Genomic DNA, 22,809 nt, shown 5'->3' on the forward strand with positions numbered 1-22,809 from the left:
CCATGTTCCGCGCCACCGCGCCGCTTTCCCGAACCGTGCCCGCCACCGCCGACGCGGTCGCGGGCACGGTCCCACGCCTGCTGCGGGCGGGCTGGTACCGGCCCACCGACCAGGGGGGACTCCGCGGCGCGCCACGTCCCGCGGTCCAGGAGGTGCACCGGCGGACGGCCGAGCTGTACGGGACGCGGGTGCTGCGCGAGGGGTTCACGGACTCCCCGCTGCGGCCGATGCCCCGGCTGGCCGCCGGAGCCCTCGACGCGCTCGGTCCGCTCGCACCGGCCGAAGTGCCGCAGGTGGCCGTACTCGCCTACACGACACCGGACTTCGAGCACACCACGCTCACCGCGTCGCTGCTGCAGCACCGGCTGCCCGGGGAGCCGCTCTGCTTCGCGGTCTCCGACCAGGGGGTGCTGGCCCCGTTCACGGCGCTGCGGATCGCCGTCGAGTACGCCCGCCGCTCGCACTGGAGCCGACTGCTGCTGGTCGTCGTCGACCAGAGCTCGCAGCCGTACCCCGGGCCCGCGTCCGGCCAGTACGCCGCCGAGCACGACTCGGCGGTGGCACTGCTGCTCGCCTGGGACGGCGGGGCCGCGCCCGTCGCCGGAATGGGACAGGGCCGCGCCGACCAGGCGCTGCCCGGGCTGCGCTCGGACCTCTCCGGGGCCGCCCTGCTCGCGGCAGGCACCGGGCTGGCCACCGGCCCCGGGCTCGCGCCGTCCCCCGGCACCCGGCGCCGCGACGCGGAGCCGGGGCTGCCGTGCACCGGGGTCTGGGCGGCACTGCGGGAGGCGCCGGGCGGGCGGGCGGTGATCGCCGACCACGACCACGAACTGGACCGCCTGGCCCACTGCACCCTGGAGCTGCCGGCCGGAGAGGGCGGAGTCCGATGACGGCGCCGGTCGACGTCAACCGCTGCTGGCGGGAGTGCCGCGCCCGTGCCCGCCGCGACGGCATCGTCGAGGCCGTGCGCGGACTGAACACGGCGCTGTCCCCGCACGCCCCGCCCCGGGGCCCCGGCGGCCACGCCCTCGTCCCGGCCGACGCCGTGCCGCTGCCGGGGGGCCAGGACGGTCCTGGCCTCGGCGCCGCGGCCGCCGAACCCGCGGCCGCCGCCGGAGCCAGGGCCTCGGTGGAGTGGCAGGCCGGACTGGTGTGGGTGCGGCTCGGCACGTCGGAGGGCCTCCGGGACGCGGTCGTCGCCAGGCTCGCGAAGCGCACCACCGACGGCACCCCCCTCCTGATGAAGCAGCTGGTCCAGGGCGCCCTGGCCGACGTGCTGATGGAGCAGTTGGAGGCGGAGTGCGTGCTCTCCGAGTCCGACGTCCCGCCGGACGCCGCCGCGATGGGGCGCCTGCACGACCGGATCACCCTGGCCGACCGGGCGCTGCTGCGTCTTCTCGGCGCGCACGGCTTCACCGTCCCCGGCCCCGGATGGGACGCCCACCTCTCGGAACTCCTCGCCGACGTGCACCGGGAACCCCGCTCCACCACGCCCCCGGAGGAATCATGACCCGGCTCCCCGCGCACCTGGAGGAGCTGCGCCACCTCGCGCGCGGCTGGGCCGGGGACCTGCGTGCGGCGGCCCTGGGGCTGGACCGCGACCCGGAGGCCGTCCACGACCTGCTCCACCTGCCGGCCGTGCGCCACCTGGCCGCCCGGGTCCGGTCGGCGGACTCCGGCGACACCCTGGAACGGGCGGTGCTGGTCGAGGAGCTCGCCCGCGGCGACGCCGCCCTGATGCTGGCGTCACCCGGTCCGTCGATGACCGGTGTGCTGGTGGACGTGCTGGGCAGTCCGGAGCAGCAGGACTGGTTCCGCGACCGGCTCACCCAGGGGCCGACCTGGACCTGCTTCGCCCTCACCGAGCCCGAACGCGGCTCGGCCATCGGCGAGATGAGCACCTCGCTCACCCCCCTGGGCGACGGGTCCTTCCGGCTCGACGGCGCCAAGCGCTACGTCGGCAACGCCACCCGGGCGTCGGTCGCGGCGGTCTTCGCCCGGGTCGCCGGCGCCGACCGGCTCGGGGTGAGCGCCGTCCTGGTGGACACCGCCGACCCCGGTTGGACGGCCGAACCGCTGCCGACCCTCGGCCTGCGCGGCGTCCGGCTGGGGGCGATCGCGCTGGACGGCGTTCGCGTCCCGGCGGACCGGGTGCTGGGACGCCATCTGCCGCCGACCCGCCGCGGCATGTGGGGCGTACTCGCGGTCTTCAACCGGCTCCGGCCCAGTGTGGCCGCCATCGCCCTAGGGATCGCGGGTGCCGCACACGACTACGTGGCCGAGCACCGACGGGAGTTGCGGGGCACGGAGCTGGCGCTGTTCGAGGAGCTGGGCCGGCGGATCCACGCGACCCGGCTGCTCACCCACCGCGCCGCCGTCGCCGTGGACCGGCGCCCGGCGGACGGCCACCTCGCCTCGGCCGCGAAGGCCCGGGCCTGCGAACTCGCGGAGGACGCCACCCTGTCGGCGCTCTCCTTCTTCGGCCCGGCGGCCCGCCTGGAGCATCCGCTGCTGGACAAGTACGCCCGCGACGCCCGGGGCGTGGAGTTCATGGAGGGCACCGGCACCATGCAGCGGCTCAACCTGTTCCAGGGCCTGCACACCGGCCGGGTGGGACGAGCCGAAGCGTGCTGACGCCGCCCGTCCCCGAGGACGTGGAGGTGTGGACCGTGCCCCTGGGCGCGGCACCGGGCCCCGTCCCGTCCGCTCTCGGCGCGCTCCTCGACGACGAGGAGCGCGCCCGCGCCTGTCGGCTGCCGGACCCGCTCCGCAGGTCCCGCTTCGTCACCGCGCACGCGGCGCTGCGCACTGTCGTGGGCGCGCGGGTCGGCCGCCCGCCGGAAGCCGTACGGTTCACCAGGGGGCCGAACGGGAAGCCCGAACTCGCCGACGGCAAGGGGCTGTTCGTCAGCCTGTCGCACTCGCACGGGATCGCGTTGGTGGCGCTGGCGGAGCGGCCCGTCGGAGTGGACGTGGAACGGCTGGCCGACGCGTCCGCCGCCACCCGGATCGCCGAACGCTGCTTCCCGCCGGGCGAGTTCAGGTCGGTGGCGGCCGCTCCGGCGGGCCGCGGGCCGGACGGCCGGGCGGCGGTCTTCGCCCGCCTGTGGACGCGCAAGGAGGCCTGCGTCAAGGCGGAGGGCGGTCGGCTCGGCCAGGGCCTCGGCCTGTGGGTGCGCGGCCTTGGCCCGCTGACGGTCCACGGCCGCGGCGGGGCCCTGGCCGGCCCCTGGCGCGTCGCGGATCTGACCCCGGCGCCGGGTTACGCCGGCGCCGTGGCCCTGTCCGGACCAGGGCCGTTCCGGGTCGCGTCCCGATGCTGGCAGCCGCCGGCCGGCGACGGTGGGGGAGAAAAGTCCACCAGCATCAGGGAACTTTCCCCCGCGATCACATGACGGTCCGTCGATAGCTTGGTGACACGAAGGCGGAAGCCGGGACACCGAACGGCCGGCACGTGAAGCACCTGGTCCCGTTCTGCTTCTCCACCGCCTGGGTGCGGATCACTTCTGGATGCAGATCTCTTCGCGGGAGTCCGCGAGAATGAGGAGAGGGACGTGGGAAACCGAAATGTGCTGACGAGGTCGGCGCGGTGGAGTGCGACCCACCCGTGGTGGGCGCTGGTGATCTGGGTCGTCTTCGTGGTGGTCGCGCTGGCCGTCGGCGGCAGCACCGGAACGAAGGTCGCCACCAACACGGACCTCTCGATCGGGCAGTCCGCGCAGGCCACCGCGATCGCCAAGAGCGGTGGTCTGGCGCAGCCTCCGACCGAGGCGCTGCTGGTGACCGCCCTCCACGGCGAGCTCGACCGGCAGGCCGCCGACCGTGCCGCCACGGACGCGGCGAGCCGGCTCAAGGGCCTGCCCGACGTGGCCTCGACGGGTGAGCAGGTGCCGGCCTCGAACGGGCAGGCGCTGCTGGTGCCGGTGGTCATGACCGGCGACCAGGACACCGCTCCGGACCGGGTGCAGCCGCTGGTCGACGCGGTGCAGGCCGCGCAGCGCGACAATCCCGCGGTGCGGGTCGAACTGGTCGGCCCCGACACCGTCCGGGCCGCCCTCAACACGATGCTGGGCGAGCAGGTGCAGCAGGCGACCGTGCTGAGCCTGCCGATCACCCTGCTGGTGATGATGTTCGTCTGCGGCGCCATCGTCGCGGCCGGCGTCCCCGTGGTGCTCGGCCTGTCCGCGGTGCTGGCCGGCCTCGGCCTGTGGGGCGCCGCCTCCCAACTCGTCCCGGACCCCGGTGCGGTGAGCGAGCTCATCGTGCTGATGGGCATGGCCGTGGGCGTGGACTACTCGCTGTTCTACCTCAAGCGCTTCCGTGAGGAGCGTGCCCGGGGCCTGGGCAAGGTCGACTCCGTGGAGCTGGCCGCCGCCACCTCCGGCCACTCCGTGGTGGTCTCCGGCACCGTCGTGATGCTCTCCATGGCGGCGCTCTACCTGGGCGGGAACCTGGCCTTCACGGCGATGGCGACCGGCAGCATCCTGGTGGTGGCCATCGCGATGTCCGCCTCGCTCACCGTGCTGCCGGCCCTGCTGGTGCTGTTCGGCAGGGCGCTGGAGCGGCCGCGGGTGCCGCTGATCTGGCGGCTGCAGGGCCGCGGGGACCGCGGCAGGGTGTGGTCGGCGCTGCTCCGGCCGGCGCTGCGGCACCCGCTGATCAGCCTGCTGCTGTCCGCCGTGGCGCTGCTGGCGCTGGCGGCTCCCGCCCTCAACCTGAAGCTGAAGGCGACGGGCGTGGACGACCTGCCCCGGAGCATGCCCGCCATGCAGGCCGAGGCGCGGCTGACGCAGTTCTTCCCGATCCAGTCCGACACCCAGCTGGTGGTGGCCCAGGTGCCGGAGGCCGGCGTCGGGCAGCTCCGCACCGCGCTCGAGACCCTGGTGCAACGCACCGGCCAGGACCCGCTGTTCACCTCCACCCCCGCCCCCGAGATCATCACCTCGCACGGCGGCCAGTACGCCTCCGTCGGCATCGGCACCCGCCTCAGCAGCGGTTCCGCGGAGGCCAGGGAGTCGCTCAGCCGGCTGCGGAACGACCTCGTGCCCGCCACGGTGGGACAGGTGCCCGGCGTGAAGTGGGCGGTCGGCGGCAGCGACGTGGCCTACGACGTGGACTACCGGGCCCAGGTGGTGGACAAGATGCCGTGGGTCCTGGGCTTCGCCCTGGCCCTGACCTTCGTGGTCACGGCGCTGGCGTTCCGGTCGATCGTGCTGGCCGTGGTGACGGTCGTGCTCAACGTGCTCTCCGCGGCGGCCTCGTTCGGCGTGCTGGAGCTGGTCTTCCAGCACACCTGGGCCGACGGGCTGCTGCACTTCCAGTCCACGGGCAAGGTGGTGGCCTGGCTGCCGCTCACCCTGTTCGTCATCCTGCTCGGGCTGTCGATGGACTACCACGTGTTCGTCGTCGGCCGGATCCGTGAGGCGGCCGCCTCCGGGCTGTCCGTCCGGGCGGCCGTCGAGCAGGGCATCACCCGCTCCGCGGGCGTGGTCACCGGCGCCGCCCTGGTGATGATCTCGGTGTTCGCCCTGTTCGCCTCGCTGACCTTCATCGAGATGAAGCAGCTGGGCGTGGGCATGGCCTGCGCCGTGCTGCTGGACGCGACGCTGATCCGGATCGTGGTGCTGCCCTCGGTGATCGCCCTGCTGGGCCGGTGGGTCTGGTGGCCGGCCCGGCTGGGGCAGCGGCCCGAGGCCCCGGCCGGCCCGGTCGCGGGAGACGGCGAGCCGGTCGGCACCTCCGCCCTGGCAACCGCAGGGGAATCGGTGTGAAACCTCGCGTGGGGCGGGTACCGGACCTGGTCCGGTACCCGCCCCACGTGCGGTCAGCGCGACAGCGACGCGTCCTGACTGATGATCGCCTGGTAGAGCCGCTGCAGTTGACGGCTGGGCAACAGCCCCATCTCGTCGTCGAGTTGCTTGCGCGTGCGGTGGAAGGTGGCGATCGCCTCGGACTGCCGGCCGGTCCGGTACAGCGCGAGCATCAGCTGCTCGCTGAACCGCTCCCGCTCGGGGTGTTCGGCGTGCAACTGCTTCAGCTCCGGTACGACCGCCCCGGCCTCGCCGGCCTCCAGCTGGGCGGAGATCAGATCCTCCTGGACGAGCCTGCGCTGTTCGTCGAGGCGCAGTGCGGCGGCACGGCAGCGCTGACCGTCGCCGACGTCGACCAGCGCCGGTCCGTACCACATGGCGAGCGCGCCGCGGAGCAGTTCGGCGGCCTTCTGCGGCGACCGTCCGATCAGGCCGCGGCCCTCCGCGGCCTGCCGCAGGAAGCGGTCGGCGTCGAGCCGGTCCGCGGGCATGTCCAGCACGTAGCCGTTGCCGACGGTGCGGACGGCGCCCTGGTCGGTCGGGTCCAGTTCGATGCGTCCGAGCGATCTTCTCATCCGGGCCACAATGCCCTGGAGTGAGTTTCTCGTGTTCTTGAGCGGGGCCTCCCCCCACAGTTCGTCGATGAGTTCGTCGAAACTGACCACCTGGCCCGCGCGCAGGGCCAGCACGGCCAGCGCTATGCGGACCTTCTTGGCATCCAAAGCGGCAGATCCGGTTCCGCTTGCGGCGCGCAGCGGTCCCAGCATTGTGATGTACATGAAATTCCCCCGCGTCCCAGTGGCACCCCTGGAGGGGCCGAATCAATGGGCGACCTGACGGCGAACATTACAGCCGAAATCAGATGGGACGCCAAGGCACCTGTGCGATTTCCATGGCGCACGGAAGCAGCGCAGGGGGCGTCCTGTCCCGCCGGCGGGACAGGGCGGGGCGGCCGCCGCCACGACAGCGAAGGGCGTATAGGACCGTATGGCCGCTTTTAGGCACGCCTACTGGCGAGTATTCACGGCGGCGGGCGACTTCGCCCGCCGCCGATCGAGCGCGATTGGCGGATCGGGCGGAATACCACGGCCATTCCAAGATCGTGGATCTTGGAATGCGGGCATTCACCCTGCCAATCGGTGAACGGGAACGTGCGGTAGCGGAAACTGCCTGGTGGAGAGCCGGGCTTACGAGGGGCGGGGAAGCGAAATTGACTGCAATCGAGAAATGGAACGCAGGCTCTCGGATCCTGATGACGAAGGTGGGACTGCGGGTTCCCGGGGCGGTGTCGTTCGAGGACTGGGAGCGGGCCGGCGTCGGCCTCGCGCGCATGGCCGACTCCTCCGCCTGGTGCCTCGGCGACTGGGTGCTCTTCGGCCGGAACCGTTTCCCCGATCGCTACCGGCGGGCCATGGAGGCGGCGGGGCTGGACTACCAGACCATCCGCAACTACGTCTGGGTGGCGAGGCGGTTCGAGCCGCCGCGGCGCCGGGAAGGACTCAGCTTCGGGCACCACGCCGAGGTGGCCGCCCTCCCCGACTACGAGCAGGACCTCTGGATGGCCCTCGCCGAGTACCACCAGTGGTCGAGGAACCGGCTGCGTTCGGAGATCAAGGGCGGTCGCCGGGCCGTCCCCGAACCGCGCGAGACGGCCTCGCTCCCCCGGATGGTGGTGGACCGCGACCGCCTGGGCCAGTGGCAGCGGGCGGCCGAGCGCTCCCAGGTGACGCTGGGGGAATGGGTGGCCCGCCAACTCGACTCGGCCGCGGCGGAGTTGCTGGGACGAACAGACGTCGGGGCGGATGGCCCCCCCGGCCCCTCATAGCGGTCCGAGCGTCGATGACCGAACGCCCGAAGCGGAGGCGGTTCCCGTCACCCGTGCCGGTGTGAGCCTCCGAGGAACACGCCACGCACCCGGTGGGGGCACCGCCTCCGGGCGCGCGGACAGTGGACGTCCGGGCCGCTCGGCAGGCCCCGGCGACGCCACGTCAGCATCGTGTCAGCGCCCGGTCAGAGCCCGGTCAGAGCCCGGATGGAAGCTCGAGGCTGTCGACGTCACGACGTACCGCCGACGGCCGGGAGCTTGCCATGCCTGTCATATCTGCGCCGCACGAATTCGACGTCAGCGATCTGTTCGTCGATCTGCATCCGATCTTCGCCCGACAGCTCTACCTCAAGGTGGAGGGGTTCAACTTCGCCGGATCGATCAAGCTGAAGGCCGCCCGCGAGATCGTGGCCCAGGCCGAGGCGGCAGGGGTCCTCGGCCCCGGCTCGACCCTGGTCGAGTCCTCCTCGGGGAACATGGGCGTCGCCCTCAGCATGCTCGCCGCCGACCGCGGCTACCGCTTCGTGTGCGTGACGGACTCCCGCTGCAACGCGGCCACCCGCCGCACCATGAAGGCGTTCGGCGCCGACGTCCACGTCATCACCGAGGCGCACCCCACCGAGGGCTACCTCGGCGCCCGGATCCGCTACGTCCAGGAGATGTGCGCCGCCGACGAGAAGGTGGTGTGGCTCAACCAGTACGAGGCGCCGGGCAACTGGATGGCCCACTACCGCACCACCGCGCCCGCCATCGCCGACCGCTTCCCCGCACTCGACGTCCTGGTGATCGGCGCCGGCACCACCGGCACCCTGATGGGCTGTGCCCGCTACTTCCACGAGCACCGGCCCGGCGTGCGGGTGGTCGCCGTCGACTCGGTCGGCTCCGTCACCTTCGGCGGGGCCCCGGGCCCGCGGCACATCCCCGGTCTCGGCACCAGCATCCGGCCGGCGCTCCTGGACGAGTCCTTCGTCGACTCCGTCGTCCACGTCGACGAGGAGGAGACGGTGCGGATCTGCCGCCGGCTGGCCGCGCACGGCTACCACTTCGGCGGATCGACCGGGACCGCGGTCGGCGGCGCACTCGCCTGGCTGCGGGAGAACGGCGCCGACCGCCGCACCACGGCCGTCACCATCGCCCCCGACCTGGGCGAGCGCTACCTCGACACCCTCTACGACGACAACTGGGTCCGCGGCACCTTCGGCGACGCGGCGCTGGCCGGCGGCGAGGACCGGAACGAAGGGCGGGCAGCGCGTTGACCGTGTCCCCTGGCGGCAACCTGCCGCTCACCGCCGCGCAGTCCGAGATCTGGTACGACGAGCAGTTCACGACCGGGCCGCTCGGCTACGCCATGGGCGACTACGTCGACCTGCGCGGCCCCCTCGACCCGGCACTGCTGGAACGCGCCCTGCGACGGCTGTCGGTGGAGGCCGAGGGCCTGCGGGTGCGCTTCACCGAGCACGACGGGGTGGTCGGCCAGTCCGTCGCACCGCCGGCGGACGGCTCCCTCGCGCTGGTCGACCTCGGCGCCGAACCGGACCCGGTGGCCGCCTCCGAGGCGTGGATGCTCCGCGACCTCGACCTGCCGATGAAGGCCGCCGAACCGCCGCTGCTGCGCACCGCGCTGCTCCGCCTCGGCCCCGAGCACCACCGGCTCTACCTGTGCATGCACCACATCCTGTCCGACGGGTACAGCCGCAACCTGGTCCACCCGCGCCTCGCGGCGATCTACGGCCACCTCGCGGCCGGCGGCGACGAGGCGGGTCTCGCCCCGTCGGCGCCGCCGCCGTTCCGGCTGCTGCTGGACGCGGAGACCGCCTACCGGGAGTCGCCGCGCCTCGCCAAGGACCGCGCCTACTGGACCACCCGGCTCACCACCGGCTCGCCCGAGCCGTCCTCGCTCTCCACCCGCGAACCCGCCCCCGGCCTCGTCGCCCTGCGCCGCACCGAGGTGCTGGACGCCGCCGACGCGGACCGGCTGCGCGCCGCCGCCACCGGGGCCGGGGCCACCCCGGCCGTCCTGGTGGCCGCGGCGATGGCCGCCTACGTGCAGCGGATGACCGGCCTGGAGGAGCCGCTGCTCACCCTGCCGGTCACCGCCCGGGTCGGTGCGGCCGCCCGCGGCGTCCCCGGGATGGTCGCCAACTACCTTCCGCTGGCCGTACCGGTGCGCCACGGCGCGACCCGCGACGAACTGCTGCGCGCCGCCTGGGTCGAGATCGCCAACGCGCTGCGGCACCAGCGCTACCGGGGCGAGCGGATCCGCCGCGACCTCGGCCTGCGCACGGACGACCGGCGCCCCTTCGGGCCGTTCGTCAACGTGCTGGACCAGGAGCCGGTGCTGGAGTTCGGCCCGTGCCGCGGCCAGGTGGTGAACCTGTCCACCGGCATCGTCAACGACCTGATCCTGACCGTCCTCAACACCGGCGACGGCTCCCTGGAACTGCACCTGGACGGCAACAGCGAGCTGTACGACGGCGACGAACTGGCCGCGCACGCCGCCCGGTTCGGGGCCTTCCTGCGCGCCTTCGCGAGCTGCCCGCCGGACACGGTCGTCGACCGCCTGGACGTGGTGCTTCCCGGGGAGCCGGGCGGGCTGCTCACCGGCCCCGCCGCCGGGGCCACCCGGGAGGACACGATCGCGCTGGTGCGGGCCGCCGCCGCCCGTACGCCCGACGCCGTCGCCGTGGTCGACGGCGCCCGCCGGCTGACCCACGCCGAACTGCAGCGCCGCGTCGAGGGCGTGGCCGCCCGACTGCGCGCCGCGGGCTGCGGCCCGGACACGGTGGTCGCCCTGCTGACCCGGCCCGGCGCGGGCTACCTCGCCGCGATCCTCGCCTGTCAGACGGTGGGGGCGGCCTGGCTGCCGCTGGAGGTCGCCGCGCCCGCCGCCCGCACCGCCTCGCTGCTGGGCGACGCCGGGGTCACGGTGCTGCTCACCGGCGACGGCTTCGACGAGCAGGGCCGGGAGGCCGCCGAACTGGCCGGAGCCGTCCCGGTCCTGCCGCTGGAACCGGCCTCGGACGGCCGGACGGCGCATGGCCGGGCCGTGCCCCCGGTCGGATCGGGCCAGGACCTCGCCTACGTGATGTTCACCTCGGGCTCCACCGGCCGCCCCAAGGGCGCGATGGTGCACCGGGACGGCATGCTGAACCACCTGCGGGCCAAGGTGGACGACCTGGCGCTGCGCCCCGGCGAGGGGGTCGTCGCCAACGCCCCGCTCACCTTCGACGTGCACGTCTGGCAGCTGCTGTCGCCGCTTCTGGTCGGCGGCTGCACCGTGGTCGCCGACCCGGAGACGGCCGCCGACCCCGACGCCCTGTTCGCCCTGGCCGTCGACGAGGACGTCGCCGTGCTGGAGGTGGTGCCCTCCCTGCTGCGCGCCGCGCTCGACCTGTGGGACGCCCGCGGGGAGGCCCCCCGGCTTCCGGGCCTGCGCCGGCTGATGGTCACCGGGGAGGCCCTGCCGGCCGACCTGTGCTCCCGCTGGTACGCCCGCTTCCCGGGGATCGGCATGGTCAACGCCTACGGGCCGACGGAGTGCTCCGACGACGTGACGCACGCCTTCGTCACCCCGCAGGACGCGGCCGCCGGGCGGGTGCCGATCGGGCGCCCGGTGCGCGGCACCCGGCTGTACGTGCTCGGGGACGGGCTGCGCCCGATGCCCGTCGGCGTGCCCGGGGAGCTCTGGGTGGGCGGTGTCGGGGTGGGCCGCGGCTACGTGGGCGACCCGGTCCGCACGGCCTCCGTCTTCCCGGCCGACCCGTTCGCCGGCGGCGGCACCCGGATGTACCGCACCGGCGACCGCGTGGTGCTGCGTCCGGACGGACAGCTGGAGTTCGTCGAACGGCGCGACTTCCAGGTGAAGGTCCGCGGCCGGCGCGTCGAGCTGGGCGAGATCGAGGCGGCCGTGCGCGCGGTACCGGGTGTCCTGGACGCCGTCGTGGTCGCGCACGGCTCCGGACTGGCCGGCTACGTGGCCGCCCCGAGTGGCGTCGACGCGGCCCTGCTGCGGGACCGGGTCGGCGCGGTCCTGCCGGCCTGGATGGTGCCGGGCTGGTGGGTCGTCCTGGACGCGCTTCCGCTGACCGCGAACGGCAAGGTCGACCGCAAGGCGCTGCCCGCGCCCGGCGGAAACGTTTCGGCACCGAGCGGCCCGGCCGTGGGCGACGCCATGAACGCCACCCCCGCCGACCCGGCGCACGGGCCGCACAACGGTGCCGAGCAGACCCTGGGCGCGGTGTTCGCCCAGGTCCTCGGCCTGCCCGGGGTCGGCGCGGACGACGACTTCTTCGCCCTCGGCGGCGACAGCATCCGCGCCATCGAGGTGGTCGGCGCGGCCCGCCGCGCGGGCCTGGTGCTCAGCACCCGCGACGTCTTCACCGGGCGCACCGCCCGCGTCCTCGCCCGGATCGCCCGACCGGCCACCGGCGCCGGGCAGGACGGCGGGCAGGTGGAGCCGGTGGGCGTCCTCGACCTCACCCCCATCGCCGCCCGCCTCCAGGAGGACACCGGCTCGACGACCGGCCCCGCCGCCGCCTTCAGCCAGCACATCGCCGTCCGGGTGCCCGCCGGGCTGGACGCCGACCGGCTGACCGCCGCGCTGCAGTCCCTGATCGACCACCACGACGCCCTCAGGACGCGGCTCACCGAGCCGGCCCCCGGCCTGTGGCAGACGGAGGTGCTCCCGCGCGGCGCGGTCCCCGCCGACGACGGCCTGGTCCTCACCCTGCCGGACGAGCGGCCGCCCGCGGACCGGTCGGCGCTGCTCCGGCTGATCGACCGGCAGGCCGCGGCCGCCCGCAGCCGGCTCGACCCCGCGACGGCCCGGATGGTCCGCGCCGTCCTGATCCCCGGCCCCGCGGCGGCGCCGGACGAGCAGGTCCTGCTCCTGGTCGGGCATCACCTGGTCGTCGACGGAGTGTCCTGGCGCATCCTGCTGACCGACCTGTCGGCCGCCTGCGCCGCCCTCGCCGAGGGCCGCCGGCCCGAGCTCCAGGCGGTCGGCACGTCCTTCCGGGCCTGGAGCAGGCTGCTGACCGACCGGGCCCGCACCGAGCTGCGCGGCGCCGAACTGGCCGTGTGGCAGCGCGTCCTGACCGGCCCCGACCCGCTGCTCGGCCCCCGCCGGCTGGACCCGGCGCGGGACGTCAGGGCCACCGCCGGCACCCTGCGCACCGAGCTCCCGCCCGAGGTCACCGGGCTGCTGCTGAGCACCGTCCCCGCGGCCCTGCGGGCCGAGGTCAACGACGTCCTGCTGACCGCCCTGGCGGTCGCCGTCGCCGACTGGCGGCTGCGGCGCCACGGCGACGGCACGAGCGCCACGCTGATCGAACTGGAGGGCCACGGCCGCGAGGAGATCGCGGACGGCCTGGACCTGTCCCGCACCGTCGGCTGGTTCACCAGCATCCACCCGGTCCGGCTCGACCCGGGCCCCCGGCCCCACGAGGCACTCGGCCGGGCGGTCAAGCTGGTCAAGGAGCAGCTGCGGGAGGTGCCCGAGCACGGGATCGGCCACGGCCTGCTGCGCCACCTCAACCCGCAGGCCGCGCGGCTGCTCTCCCGGTACCCCCGGCCGCAGATCGGCTTCAACTACATGGGCCGCTTCGACGCCCGGGAGGACGTGCTCTGGTCACCGGTCACCGGGGACGGCATCGTCGGCACCGGCACCCAGCCGGCCATGCCGCTGGAGCACGTCCTCGCGCTCACCCCGGCCACCGAGGACCGCGCCGACGGCCCGCACCTGGTCGCCAACTGGACCTTCGCCGACGGCATCCTCGACCGGGAGTCCGTCGGGGAACTGGCCGACGCCTGGTTCCGGGCGCTGCGCGCCCTGGCCGAGTACGCCGCGTCGCCGGACGCCGGCGGCGCCACCCCGGCCGACTTCCCGCTGGTCGCCCTCGACCAGGAGGAGATCGAACGGTACGAGGCCGAGCTGGCCGGGTCGAGCCCCGCGCTCACCCCGGGGCAGGCGCTCTCGGACGTGCTGCCGCTCACCCCGCTGCAGCGCGGGCTGCTGTTCCACCACGAGGCCGAGCAGGACGGGGTGGACGTCTACACCCTGCAGATCGCCGCCGACCTGGAGGGCGAGCTCGATCCCGCGGCACTGCGGGCCGCGGGCCGGACGCTGCTGCGGCGCCACCCGGCGCTGCGGGCCGCCTTCCTCCACCGCGCCTCCGGGGACCCCGTCCAGCTGATCCCCTCGGACGCCGAACTCCCCTGGGAGGAAGTCGATCTGACACATCTTCCGGAGTCGGAGCGGGCAGCCGAGACGGAGCGCCTGACCGACGAGGAGCGCACCCGCCGGTTCGACCTGGCGGCCCCGCCGCTGCTGCGCTTCACCCTGCTCAGGACCGGGCCGCAGCGGTACCGGTTCCTGTGGACCAGCCACCACCTGCTGGTCGACGGCTGGTCGATGCCGATCCTGGTCGAGGAACTGCTCGCCCTGCTCGCCGAGTACAGCGAGGGCGGCGAGTACAGCGACGGCGGCGAGGGCGGCGCGGGCGGCGCGGGCGCCACCGTCACCGAGAAGGCCGAGCTGCCGGGGCCCGCCCCGCACCGCCGGTACCACGCCTGGCTCGCCGCCCGCGACCGCGAGGCGGCGCGCGAGGCCTGGCGGCGCTCGCTCGCCGAGCTCCCCGGCCCGACCCTGGTCGCCCCGGCCGCGGACGCGGCGGCGCTCTCCCTCCCGGAGTCGCTGCACCTCGACCTCGACCCGGAGCTCACCGCCCGGCTCCTCGCCACCTCCCGCACCGCCGGCCTGACCGTCAACACCGTGGTGCAGGGCTGCTGGGCCCTGCTGCTCGGCGAGCTGACCGGCTCCCAGGACGTGGTGTTCGGCGCGATCACGGCCGGCCGACCCGCGGAGGTCCCCGGGATCGAGTCGATGGTGGGCATGTTCCTCACCACCGTCCCCGTACGGGTCCGGCTGCACCCCGACGCCACGCTCGGCGGCCTGCTGCGCACCCTGCAGGACGAGCGCGCCGAGCTCCTGCCGCACGAGCACCTCGGGCTGGCCGAGATCCACCGGGCCGCCGGGCTCGTCGGCGAGGCCTTCGACACCGTGCTGCTGTTCGAGAACTTCCCGATCGGCTCCGGTGCGGCCTCGGGCGGCGCCGGAACGGACCGGGTGCGGGTGCTGCGCGCCGAGGCCCGCGACGCCCGGCACCACCCGCTGAGCATGGCGGTGCTGCCGGACGGCGACCGGCTGCGGCTGCGGCTGGACTACCTGCCCGCCGCCTTCCGGCCCGAGCGGGTGGCCGCGGTCGCCGAGCGGTTCACCGCGCTGCTGCACCTCGCCGCCACCGCCCCCGGCACCACGCTGGCCCGCACGGGCTCGCCGCTGCGGCCGCGGGCCGGTGCGGCGGCCGCCCCGGCGCCGGCCGCCGCACCGGGCGGCCCCGCCGCCGCGCCGCGCGCGCCCCGGACCGCCCGCGAGGAGGCCCTGTGCGCCGTCTTCGCGCAGGTGCTGGGCGTCGAACGGGTGGGCGCGAACGACGACTTCTTCACCCTCGGCGGCGACAGCATCCGGGCGATCCAGGTGGTCAGCCGGGCGCACCTCGAAGGCCTGGTGTTCGCCGTGCGGGACGTGTTCGCCGGCCGGACGGTCGCGGCCCTGGCCGAGGTCGCCGAGGCGCACCGGCCCGCGCCGCCCGCCGCGCCGGAGGAGCCCCTACTGGCCCTCGACGACGACGAACTGGCCCTGATGGAGAACGACTTGAACGAGGACATGCTGTGACGGGCAAGCCGAGGATCGTCGAAGCACTGCCGCTCTCCCCGCTCCAGCAGGGGCTGCACTACCTCGCCGCCGAGGGAAGCGGACCCGACCCGTACGTCCTCCAGCTGTCGGTGCGGGTCGAGGGCGAGCTGCCCGTCGACCGCCTCCGGGAGGCGGCGGCGGCGCTGCTGGGCCGCCACCCGCACCTGCGGAGCTGCTTCCGGCCCCGCCGCAACGGCGAGATCGTCCAGGTGGTCCTGGACGAGGGCTCGGTCCACGCCCCCTGGCGGGAGGTGGACCTGGCGGGCCTCCCGTACCGCAGGCGCCGCGCCGAGTCCGACCGGATCGCCGACCAGGACCGGCTGGAGCGCTTCGACCCGGCCCGGCCGCCGCTGATGCGGTTCACCGCGATCCGGCTCGGCCGGCGCCGCTACCGGCTGCTGTGGTCGGTGCACCACCTGCTGCTGGACGGCTGGTCGATGCCGCTCGCCGCGCGGGAGCTGCTCGCCCTGGCGGGCCTCGCCGGGGCCGAGCCGCTGCCCGAGCCCGCCCCGTACCGGACGTACCTGCGCTGGCTGGCGGGGCAGGACCGGGAGGCCGCCCGCGCCGCCTGGGCCGAGACCCTGGCCGGCCTCGACGGCCCGCTGCGCCTCGCGCCGCACTCCGTCGGACAGGACGCCGGTGCGCTGCCCGAGGTCCGCTCGGCCGCCCTCTCCCCCGCGCTGACCCGGGCACTCTCCTCCTGGTGCGCGGCCGAGGGCGTCACCCTCAACTCGGCCGTGCAGGCCTGCTGGGCGGTGGCGATCGGCTACCTGTCCGGCCGCCAGGACGTGGTCTTCGGCACCGTCACCTCCGGCCGTCCGGCCGAGCTGCCGGGCGTCGAGACGATGATCGGGCTGTTCGCCAACACGGTGCCGGTGCGCGCCGAGCTGCGTCCCGACCGGACCGTCGCCGAGCTGGTCCGCGCCCTGGCCCGGCAGCAGGTGCACCTGCTGCCGCACACCCACCTGCCGCTCGCCGAGGTGCAGGCCGCGGCCGGCCTGCGCGGCGAACTGTTCGACACCGCGGTCGCCTTCCAGAGCTACCCCATGGCACGGACGGCGCCCTCCGACGACCGCGCCCTGGTGCTCGACGACATCAGGGTGCGCACCGCCACCCACTTCGCGCTGGGCCTGACCGTGACCCCGGGCGACGGGCTCGACTTCTCCCTCGCCCACGCGCCCGGCGCGTTCGACGGCGACGGCGCCCGCACGGCCGCCCGCGCGCTCGACCTGTTCGTCGACGCCCTGGAGCGGACGGCCGCGGCCCCCGACACCCCGCTGGCCCGGATCGTCGGCGGCGGCGAGGCCCCCGAGGGGCCGGGCGCCGGCCCCGACCTGCGCGACGACCGCACCCGCGGCGCCACCCTGCACGAGCTGTTCCGGGGGCACGCGGAGCGGAACCCCGGGGCACCCGCCCTGATCGTCCCGGACGAGGACCGGCCGGACGACCCGGCCGCGGCGCGCACCCTGGACTACGGGCAGCTCGACACCGCCTCGGACCGGCTGGCCGAGCGGCTGGCGGCGTCCGGCGCGCGCCCCGGCACCTTCGTGGCCCTGGCCCTGCCGCGCGGCGCCGACATGATCGTCGCACTGCTCGCGGTGCTCAAGGCCGGGGCCGCGTACCTGCCGGTCGACCTGGCCTATCCGCCCGAGCGGATCGCCTACATGCTCGCCGACGCGGCCCCCACGCTGGTGGTCACCACCTCGGCGACCCGGCTGCCGGACGGCTGCGCCGCGCCGCGCGTCGACCTCGACCTGCCGGACTCCCGGCCGGCGCCGGACCCGGGGGCCCCGGTGCGCCCGGCCGTCGCCGCACCGGGCAGCCCCGCCTACGTCGTCTACACCTCCGGGTCGACCGGTCGCCCCAAGGGCGTCGTGGTCCCGCACGAGGGTGCCGTCAACCTGGCGGCCCACCACGCCGTCCGGCTGGGCGCGGGGCCGGGGGCCAGGGCCCTGCAGTTCGCGTCGTTCAGCTTCGACGCCACGGTGTGGGAGCTGTGCGCCTCGCTCTACACCGGCGGCGCCCTGGTGCTGGCCACGGCGGAGAGCCGGATGTCCGGGGAGGCTCTGGCCCGCCTGTTCCTCGCGCACCGGATCAACCACGCGGTGCTGCCGCCGACCGTCCTGGCCGGCCTGCCCGGGGACGCCGAACTGCCGTCCGACCTACGCCTGTTCACCGCCGGTGAGGCGCTGCCCGCGGCCCTGGCCGAACACTGGTCGGCCCGGGTCGAGCTGCGCAACGCCTACGGGCCGAGCGAGACCTCGGTCTGCGCGAGCGTCAGCGAACCGCTGCACGGCGCGGGCAGGCCGCCGATCGGCACACCGGTCTCGGCCTTCCGGCTGTTCGTCCTCGACTCGGCCCTGCGGCCGGTGCCGACCGGTGTGGCCGGCGAGTTGTACGTGGCCGGCCCCGGGCTGGCCGGCGGCTACCACGACCGTCCCGGCCTGACCGCCGCCCGGTTCCCCGCCTGCCCGTTCGGGCCGCCCGGCGCCCGGATGTACCGCACCGGCGACGTGGTGCGCCGACTGGAGGACGGCGCGCTGGACTACGTCGGCCGCGCCGACCAGCAGGTCAAGCTGCGCGGCTTCCGCATCGAGCCGGGCGAGATCGAGGCCGTGCTCGGGGGCCACCCGTCCGTCGCCCAGGTCGCGGTGACGGTCCGGGAGGACCGGCCCGGGGACCGCCGCCTGGTCGGCTACGCGGTGCCCTCCGGCCGCGCCGGGCTGGACGTGGAGGAGCTGCGGGCGCACGCCGCCGCGGCCCTCCCGGCCCACATGGTGCCCGCCGCCCTGGTCGTGCTCGCGGCGCTGCCGGTCACCCCGAACGGCAAGGTGGACGTCCGGGCACTGCCCGCCCCCGAACACACCGCCGCCGGCCGGCTGCCCGAGACCGCCGAGGAGCGGGAGCTGTGCGCGATCCTCGGCGAGGTGCTCGCCCTCGACCCGGTCGGCGCGGACGACGACTTCTTCGCCCTCGGCGGGCACTCGCTGCTGGCCGCGCGGGTGGCCAACCTGGTGCGGGCCAGGCTCGGCAGCCCGCTGTCGGTGCGGGAGGTGTTCGAGGCCCCCAGCGCCGCCGCCCTGGCCGCCCTGCTGGCCGCCCGCCCGGAGCGCTCCGACGCGGACGGCGCGGAGCCCCGCGCGCTCCCCGAACTCGTCGCCGGGGAGCGGCCGGCGTCCGTCCCGCTCTCCCACGCGCAGGAGCGGCTGTGGTTCCTGCAGCGGCTCGGGGTGCCCGACGGGCTGTACGCCGTCCCCTTCGCGGTGCGGATGCGCGGGGCGCTGGACGCCGACGCGCTGCGGGCGGCGCTGCGCGACCTGGTCACCCGCCACGAGTCGCTGCGGACCGTCTTCCCCGCCGTCGGCGGCGACGGCACCGGCGCCGAGCAGCGCGTGCTCGCCCCGGAGGCCGTCGACCTGCCGCTGCCCCTGGTGGACTGCACCGAGGAGGAGCTGCCGCGGGCGCTCGCCGCCGAGGCCGCCCGCGGCTTCGACCTCGCCGTCCGCCCCCCGCTGCGGGCCACGCTGTTCGCGCTGGCACCCGACGACCACGTGTTCGCGCTGGTGCTGCACCACATCGCGGCCGACGGCTGGTCCCTGGGTCCGCTGGCGAACGACCTGGCCGAGGCCTACCGGTCCCGGCTCGCCGGACGGGCCCCCGCATTCGCCCAACTTCCCGTACAGTACGCCGACTTCACGCTGTGGCAGCGGCAGCTGCTCGGCTCGGAGCAGGACCCGCACAGCGAGCTGTCCCGCCAACTCGCCCACTGGAGCCGGGCACTGGACGGACTGCCGGTCGAGATCGGGCTGCCCTTCGACCGACCCCGGCAGGCCCTCGCCACCCACCGGGGCGGCACGGTGCACCTGCCCCTGCCCGCCGAACTCGTCCGCGCGCTGAGGGCGTTCGCCCGCGACTCCGGCACCAGCCTGTTCATGGTGGCGCAGGCCGGGCTCGCGGCCCTGCTCACCCGCTACGGCGCCGGCACCGACATCCCCCTCGGCAGCCCGGTCGCGGGGCGCGGCGACGCCCGACTGCACGGCCTGGTCGGCATGTTCGTCAACACCCTGGTGCTGCGCACCGACACCTCGGGCGATCCTTCGTTCTCCGAACTCCTCTCCAGGGTCCGGGAGTTCGACCTGGCCGCCTACGAGAACCAGGACCTGCCGTTCGAGCGCCTGGTGGAGACGCTCAATCCGGAGCGGTCGCTGTCCCGCAATCCGCTGTTCCAGGTCATCCTGGACTGCCGGGACGCCGATCCCGTCCCCGACACCGGCCCGGACCTCACGATGGAGCCGGTACCGACCGCGGGCAGCACCGCCAAGTGGGACCTGTTCGTCCAGCTGACCGCGGGCCCCGAGACCGACCGGATGGACCTGGCGGTCGAGTACGCGAGCGACCTGTTCGAGGAGCGCACCGTGCGGCGCCTCGCCGCCGCGCTGCTGCGGCTGCTGGCCTCGGCCACCGACGCGCCCACCCGCCCGCTCTCCCACCTGGAGGTCCTCACCCCCGAGGCGCGCGGCGACCTGCGCGCCCTGGGAGAGGGGCCGGTGGACACGCCCCGCACCACGGTCACCGCCCTGTTCGACGCCCACCTGGCCACCGCGCCCGAGGCGACCGCGCTGCTGTTCGCCACCGGCACCGGGACCGGCCTCGACGGCGCCATGACGTACCGCCGACTCGACGCCGCCGCCAACCGGACCGCCCGCCATCTGGCGTCCCGCGGCGTCGGCCGGGGCGACGTCGTGGCGCTGTGCCTGGAACGCGGGCCGGACGCGGTCGTCGCCATGCTGGCGGCGGCAAGGCTCGGTGCCGCCTACCTGCCGCTCGACCCGGCCTACCCGGCCGCCCGGCTGCGCCACATGGTCACCGACAGCGGCGCCCGGGTGCTGCTCACCCAGCGGTCCCTGGCCGCCGAGGCGGCGAGCGCCGACCCGGAGGGCGGCTGCGCGGCCGTCTGCCTGGACGACCCGCGCACCCGCCGGGAGATCGACGCCCTCCCCGAGACCGCCTCGGCGGGCGGGCCCGACCCGGACGACCTGCTCTACGTCATCTACACCTCCGGCTCGACCGGCACCCCCAAGGGCGTCGGCGTCTCCCACCGGGCCACCGCCCGGCTGGTGCACGGCATGCCCGCGCTGGGCTTCGCCCGCGCGGACACCTTCCTGTGGAACGCCTCGCCGGCCTTCGACGCCTCGGTGTTCGAGGTGTGGACGGCCCTGGCACACGGCGCCCGGCTGGCGGTGAACCCGCCGGGGCCGACCGACCCCGGACGGCTCGGCGCGCTGCTGCGGGAGAGCGCCGTCACCGTCTCCCTGCTCACCCCCCGGCTGGTCAACGTCATCGCCGACCTCGACCCGGCCTGCCTCGCCCCGCTGCGGCTGCTGCTCACCGGCGGCGAGGCCGTCTCGGCGGAGCACGTGCGCAAGCTGCGCCAGGCCCTGCCCGGCACCGAGGTGGTGGACGCCTACGGGCCGACCGAGGCCGCCGTCATCGCCACCGTCCACCAGGTGCGCGAGCCTGCGCCCGAGGCCTCCTCCGTCCCCATCGGCCTGCCGATCGGCGACACCTCGGTGTACGTCCTGGACGAGGCCCTGCGCCCCGTCCCGTACGGCGCCGTCGGCGAGCTGTACGTGGCCGGCCCCGGACTGGCCCGCGGCTACCTCGGCCGCCCCGGGCTGACCGCCGGGCACTTCGTCGCGAACCCCTTCGGCCCGCCCGGCACCCGGATGTACCGCACGGGCGACCTGGTCCGCTGGGACGTGGACGGCCGCCTGGACTTCACGGGCCGCAGCGACCACCAGGTGAAGGTCCGCGGCTACCGCATCGAGACCGGTGAGGTCGAACGGGCCCTGGCCGCGCACCCGTCGGTCGCCCGGGCCGCCGTCACCGTCCGGGACGACGGCTCCGGGGACCGCCTGCTGGTCGCCTACCTGGTGCCCGCGTCGAACGGCCCCGACCCCGACCCCGAACCGGCGGACCTCCGGCGGGACCTGGGCCGGACCCTGCCCGCCCACGCCGTCCCCGGCGCGTTCGTGCTGCTCCCGGAGCTGCCGCTGACGCCCAACGGAAAGCTGGACACCGCGGCGCTGCCCGCCCCGGCGCCGGTGGACACGGCCCCCGCCCTGCCCCGCACACCGGCCGAGCGGGTGATCTGCGAGGCGGCGGCCGAGGTGCTGGGGCGGGCGGCGGTCGGCCCCGACGACGGGTTCTTCGCGCTCGGCGGCGACAGCCTCAAGGCCATCCGCCTGGTGAACGCCGCCGGACGGGCCGGGCTGCGGCTGGACCTGGCCGCCGTCTTCCAGTACCGCACCCTGGCGGAACTGGCCGTGGCGGGCCGCCCCGACGAGTCCGGCCGGCCGGCCGCCGCCGCCGACCCGGTCGACCTGCTCGCCCCGCTGCTGCCGATCCGCTCCGGCGGATCCCGGGCACCGCTGTTCTGCGTGCACGGCGGCCTGGGCTTCGGCCTGCCCTTCGCCGAACTCGCCCGTCACCTCGACCCGGAGCAGCCGGTCCACGCCCTCCAGGCGCCCGGCCTCGCCCGCGAGCAGACCCCGCCGGGCGACCTCGCCGCCGTCGCCGAGGACTACGTCGCCCGGATCCGGACCGTCCGGCCCAGCGGCCCCTACCACCTGCTCGGCTGGTCCTACGGAGGCATCGTGGCGCAGGCGATGGCCGTGCGGCTGCGCGCCGAGGGCGAGGAGGTCGCCTTCCTCGCCAACCTCGACGCCTACCCGGACTCCGCCCCCGAGTCGCAGCCCACGGACGAGGAGTTCCTCACGGACTTCCTCACCGAGGCGGGCCTCGGCGCCGACGTGCTGCCCCGGCCCACCGTCGAGGCCGTCGCGGCCCTGCTCGCCCGGACCGGCGGCCCGCTCGCGGCCTTCGACGAAGCCGCCCTGGCCCGGCTGCTCACGGTCATGCGCGCCAACGTCGACCTGTTCCGCGGCCACACCCCGGAGACCTTCGACGGCGGGATGACCCTGCTGGTCGCCACCGGGTCCCTGGACGGGCAGGACGTACGGATCCGCGCCAAGACCTGGGAGCGGTACGTGACCGGTGGGGTCGACGTCCACCCGGTGCCCTGCGCCCACGCCGACATGCTGGGCCCGGGCCCGGCCGCCGCGATCGGCCGGTTGGTCGAACACCGGCTGGCCGCCCTGCACTCCCCCGCCGCCACCCACCGCACGACCTCCGACGACCTGGGAGACAACTCATGAGCAACCCCTTCGACAACCCCGAGGGCCGCTTCCTCGTGCTGGTCAACGAGGAGGACCAGCACTCGCTGTGGCCGTCCTTCGCGGACCTGCCGGACGGTTGGACCGTCGCGCTCGCCGAGACCGACCGGGCCGGCGCCGTCGAGCACATCGAGCGGCACTGGACCGACATGCGACCGCTGAGCCTGCGGAACCGGGGCTAGC

11 protein-coding genes are annotated in these 22,809 nt (G+C 75.4%); 10 read left to right on the forward strand and 1 reads right to left on the reverse strand.

The window, feature by feature from the left end; all coding sequences use genetic code 11:
- Positions 1-2: 2 nt before the first annotated feature.
- From ACGF13_RS02455 to ACGF13_RS02475, 5 genes are all read left to right on the forward strand, one after another.
- Positions 3-890 (forward strand): hypothetical protein, encoded by an 888-nt coding sequence (locus ACGF13_RS02455; protein ID WP_392868081.1) that lies wholly within the window; start codon positions 3-5, stop codon positions 888-890.
- Positions 887-1,510: a hypothetical protein gene (locus tag ACGF13_RS02460; protein WP_392868083.1), complete on the forward strand. Its 624-nt coding sequence runs from the start codon at positions 887-889 to the stop codon at positions 1,508-1,510. Before ACGF13_RS02455 ends, ACGF13_RS02460 begins: the two co-directional genes overlap by 4 nt.
- Positions 1,507-2,634 carry an acyl-CoA dehydrogenase family protein gene (locus ACGF13_RS02465; RefSeq protein WP_392868086.1) on the forward strand — a complete coding sequence of 376 codons (1,128 nt, stop codon included), beginning with the start codon at positions 1,507-1,509 and terminating at the stop codon, positions 2,632-2,634. The genes ACGF13_RS02460 and ACGF13_RS02465 overlap by 4 nt, the downstream gene beginning before the upstream one ends.
- Positions 2,628-3,395: a 4'-phosphopantetheinyl transferase family protein gene (locus ACGF13_RS02470; protein ID WP_392868089.1), complete on the forward strand. Its 768-nt coding sequence runs from the start codon at positions 2,628-2,630 to the stop codon at positions 3,393-3,395. The genes ACGF13_RS02465 and ACGF13_RS02470 overlap by 7 nt, the downstream gene beginning before the upstream one ends.
- A 159-nt stretch (positions 3,396-3,554) precedes the next feature.
- Positions 3,555-5,771: an MMPL family transporter gene (locus ACGF13_RS02475; protein WP_392868092.1), complete on the forward strand. Its 2,217-nt coding sequence runs from the start codon at positions 3,555-3,557 to the stop codon at positions 5,769-5,771.
- 53 nt (positions 5,772-5,824) lie between these two features.
- Here ACGF13_RS02475 and ACGF13_RS02480 read toward each other — a convergent pair whose 3' ends face one another.
- Entirely contained in the window at positions 5,825-6,532 is a 708-nt protein-coding gene (locus ACGF13_RS02480) for a BTAD domain-containing putative transcriptional regulator (RefSeq protein ID WP_392868095.1), read from the reverse strand.
- A gap of 530 nt (positions 6,533-7,062) precedes the next feature.
- On the opposite strand from ACGF13_RS02480, the gene ACGF13_RS02485 reads away from it, so the two are divergent.
- The 5 genes from ACGF13_RS02485 (at position 7,063) to ACGF13_RS02505 (ending at position 22,808) form a co-directional block, all read left to right on the forward strand.
- Positions 7,063-7,635, forward strand: coding sequence for an LmbU family transcriptional regulator (locus ACGF13_RS02485; protein ID WP_392868097.1), 573 nt, complete (start codon positions 7,063-7,065; stop codon positions 7,633-7,635).
- 263 nt (positions 7,636-7,898) lie between these two features.
- A complete protein-coding gene (gene sbnA / locus ACGF13_RS02490) occupies positions 7,899-8,891 on the forward strand; it encodes a 2,3-diaminopropionate biosynthesis protein SbnA (protein ID WP_392868099.1) in 993 nt (330 codons plus the stop codon).
- 2 nt (positions 8,892-8,893) lie between these two features.
- On the forward strand, positions 8,894-15,370 hold the full coding sequence (locus tag ACGF13_RS02495; protein WP_392868767.1) for an amino acid adenylation domain-containing protein: 6,477 nt from the start codon (positions 8,894-8,896) through the stop codon (positions 15,368-15,370).
- On the forward strand, positions 15,367-22,608 hold the full coding sequence (locus ACGF13_RS02500; protein ID WP_392868102.1) for an amino acid adenylation domain-containing protein: 7,242 nt from the start codon (positions 15,367-15,369) through the stop codon (positions 22,606-22,608). Before ACGF13_RS02495 ends, ACGF13_RS02500 begins: the two co-directional genes overlap by 4 nt.
- Positions 22,605-22,808, forward strand: coding sequence for an MbtH family protein (locus tag ACGF13_RS02505; protein ID WP_392868104.1), 204 nt, complete (start codon positions 22,605-22,607; stop codon positions 22,806-22,808). The genes ACGF13_RS02500 and ACGF13_RS02505 overlap by 4 nt, the downstream gene beginning before the upstream one ends.
- Position 22,809: the final 1 nt, after the last annotated feature.

The sequence above is a fragment of the Kitasatospora sp. NPDC048286 genome, from assembly GCF_043201735.1.
Classification (GTDB): Bacteria; Actinomycetota; Actinomycetes; order Streptomycetales; family Streptomycetaceae; genus Kitasatospora.

What these genes read in the sequence shown, in the direction of transcription:
- ACGF13_RS02455 (WP_392868081.1), top strand. Translation starts at nt 3, where the DNA reads ATGTTCCGCGCCACCGCGCCGCTTTCCCGAACCGTGCCCGCCACCGCC.
- ACGF13_RS02460 (WP_392868083.1), top strand. Translation starts at nt 887, where the DNA reads ATGACGGCGCCGGTCGACGTCAACCGCTGCTGGCGGGAGTGCCGCGCC.
- ACGF13_RS02465 (WP_392868086.1), top strand. Translation starts at nt 1,507, where the DNA reads ATGACCCGGCTCCCCGCGCACCTGGAGGAGCTGCGCCACCTCGCGCGC.
- ACGF13_RS02485 (WP_392868097.1), top strand. Translation starts at nt 7,063, where the DNA reads ATGACGAAGGTGGGACTGCGGGTTCCCGGGGCGGTGTCGTTCGAGGAC.
- sbnA (WP_392868099.1), top strand. Translation starts at nt 7,899, where the DNA reads ATGCCTGTCATATCTGCGCCGCACGAATTCGACGTCAGCGATCTGTTC.
- ACGF13_RS02505 (WP_392868104.1), top strand. Translation starts at nt 22,605, where the DNA reads ATGAGCAACCCCTTCGACAACCCCGAGGGCCGCTTCCTCGTGCTGGTC.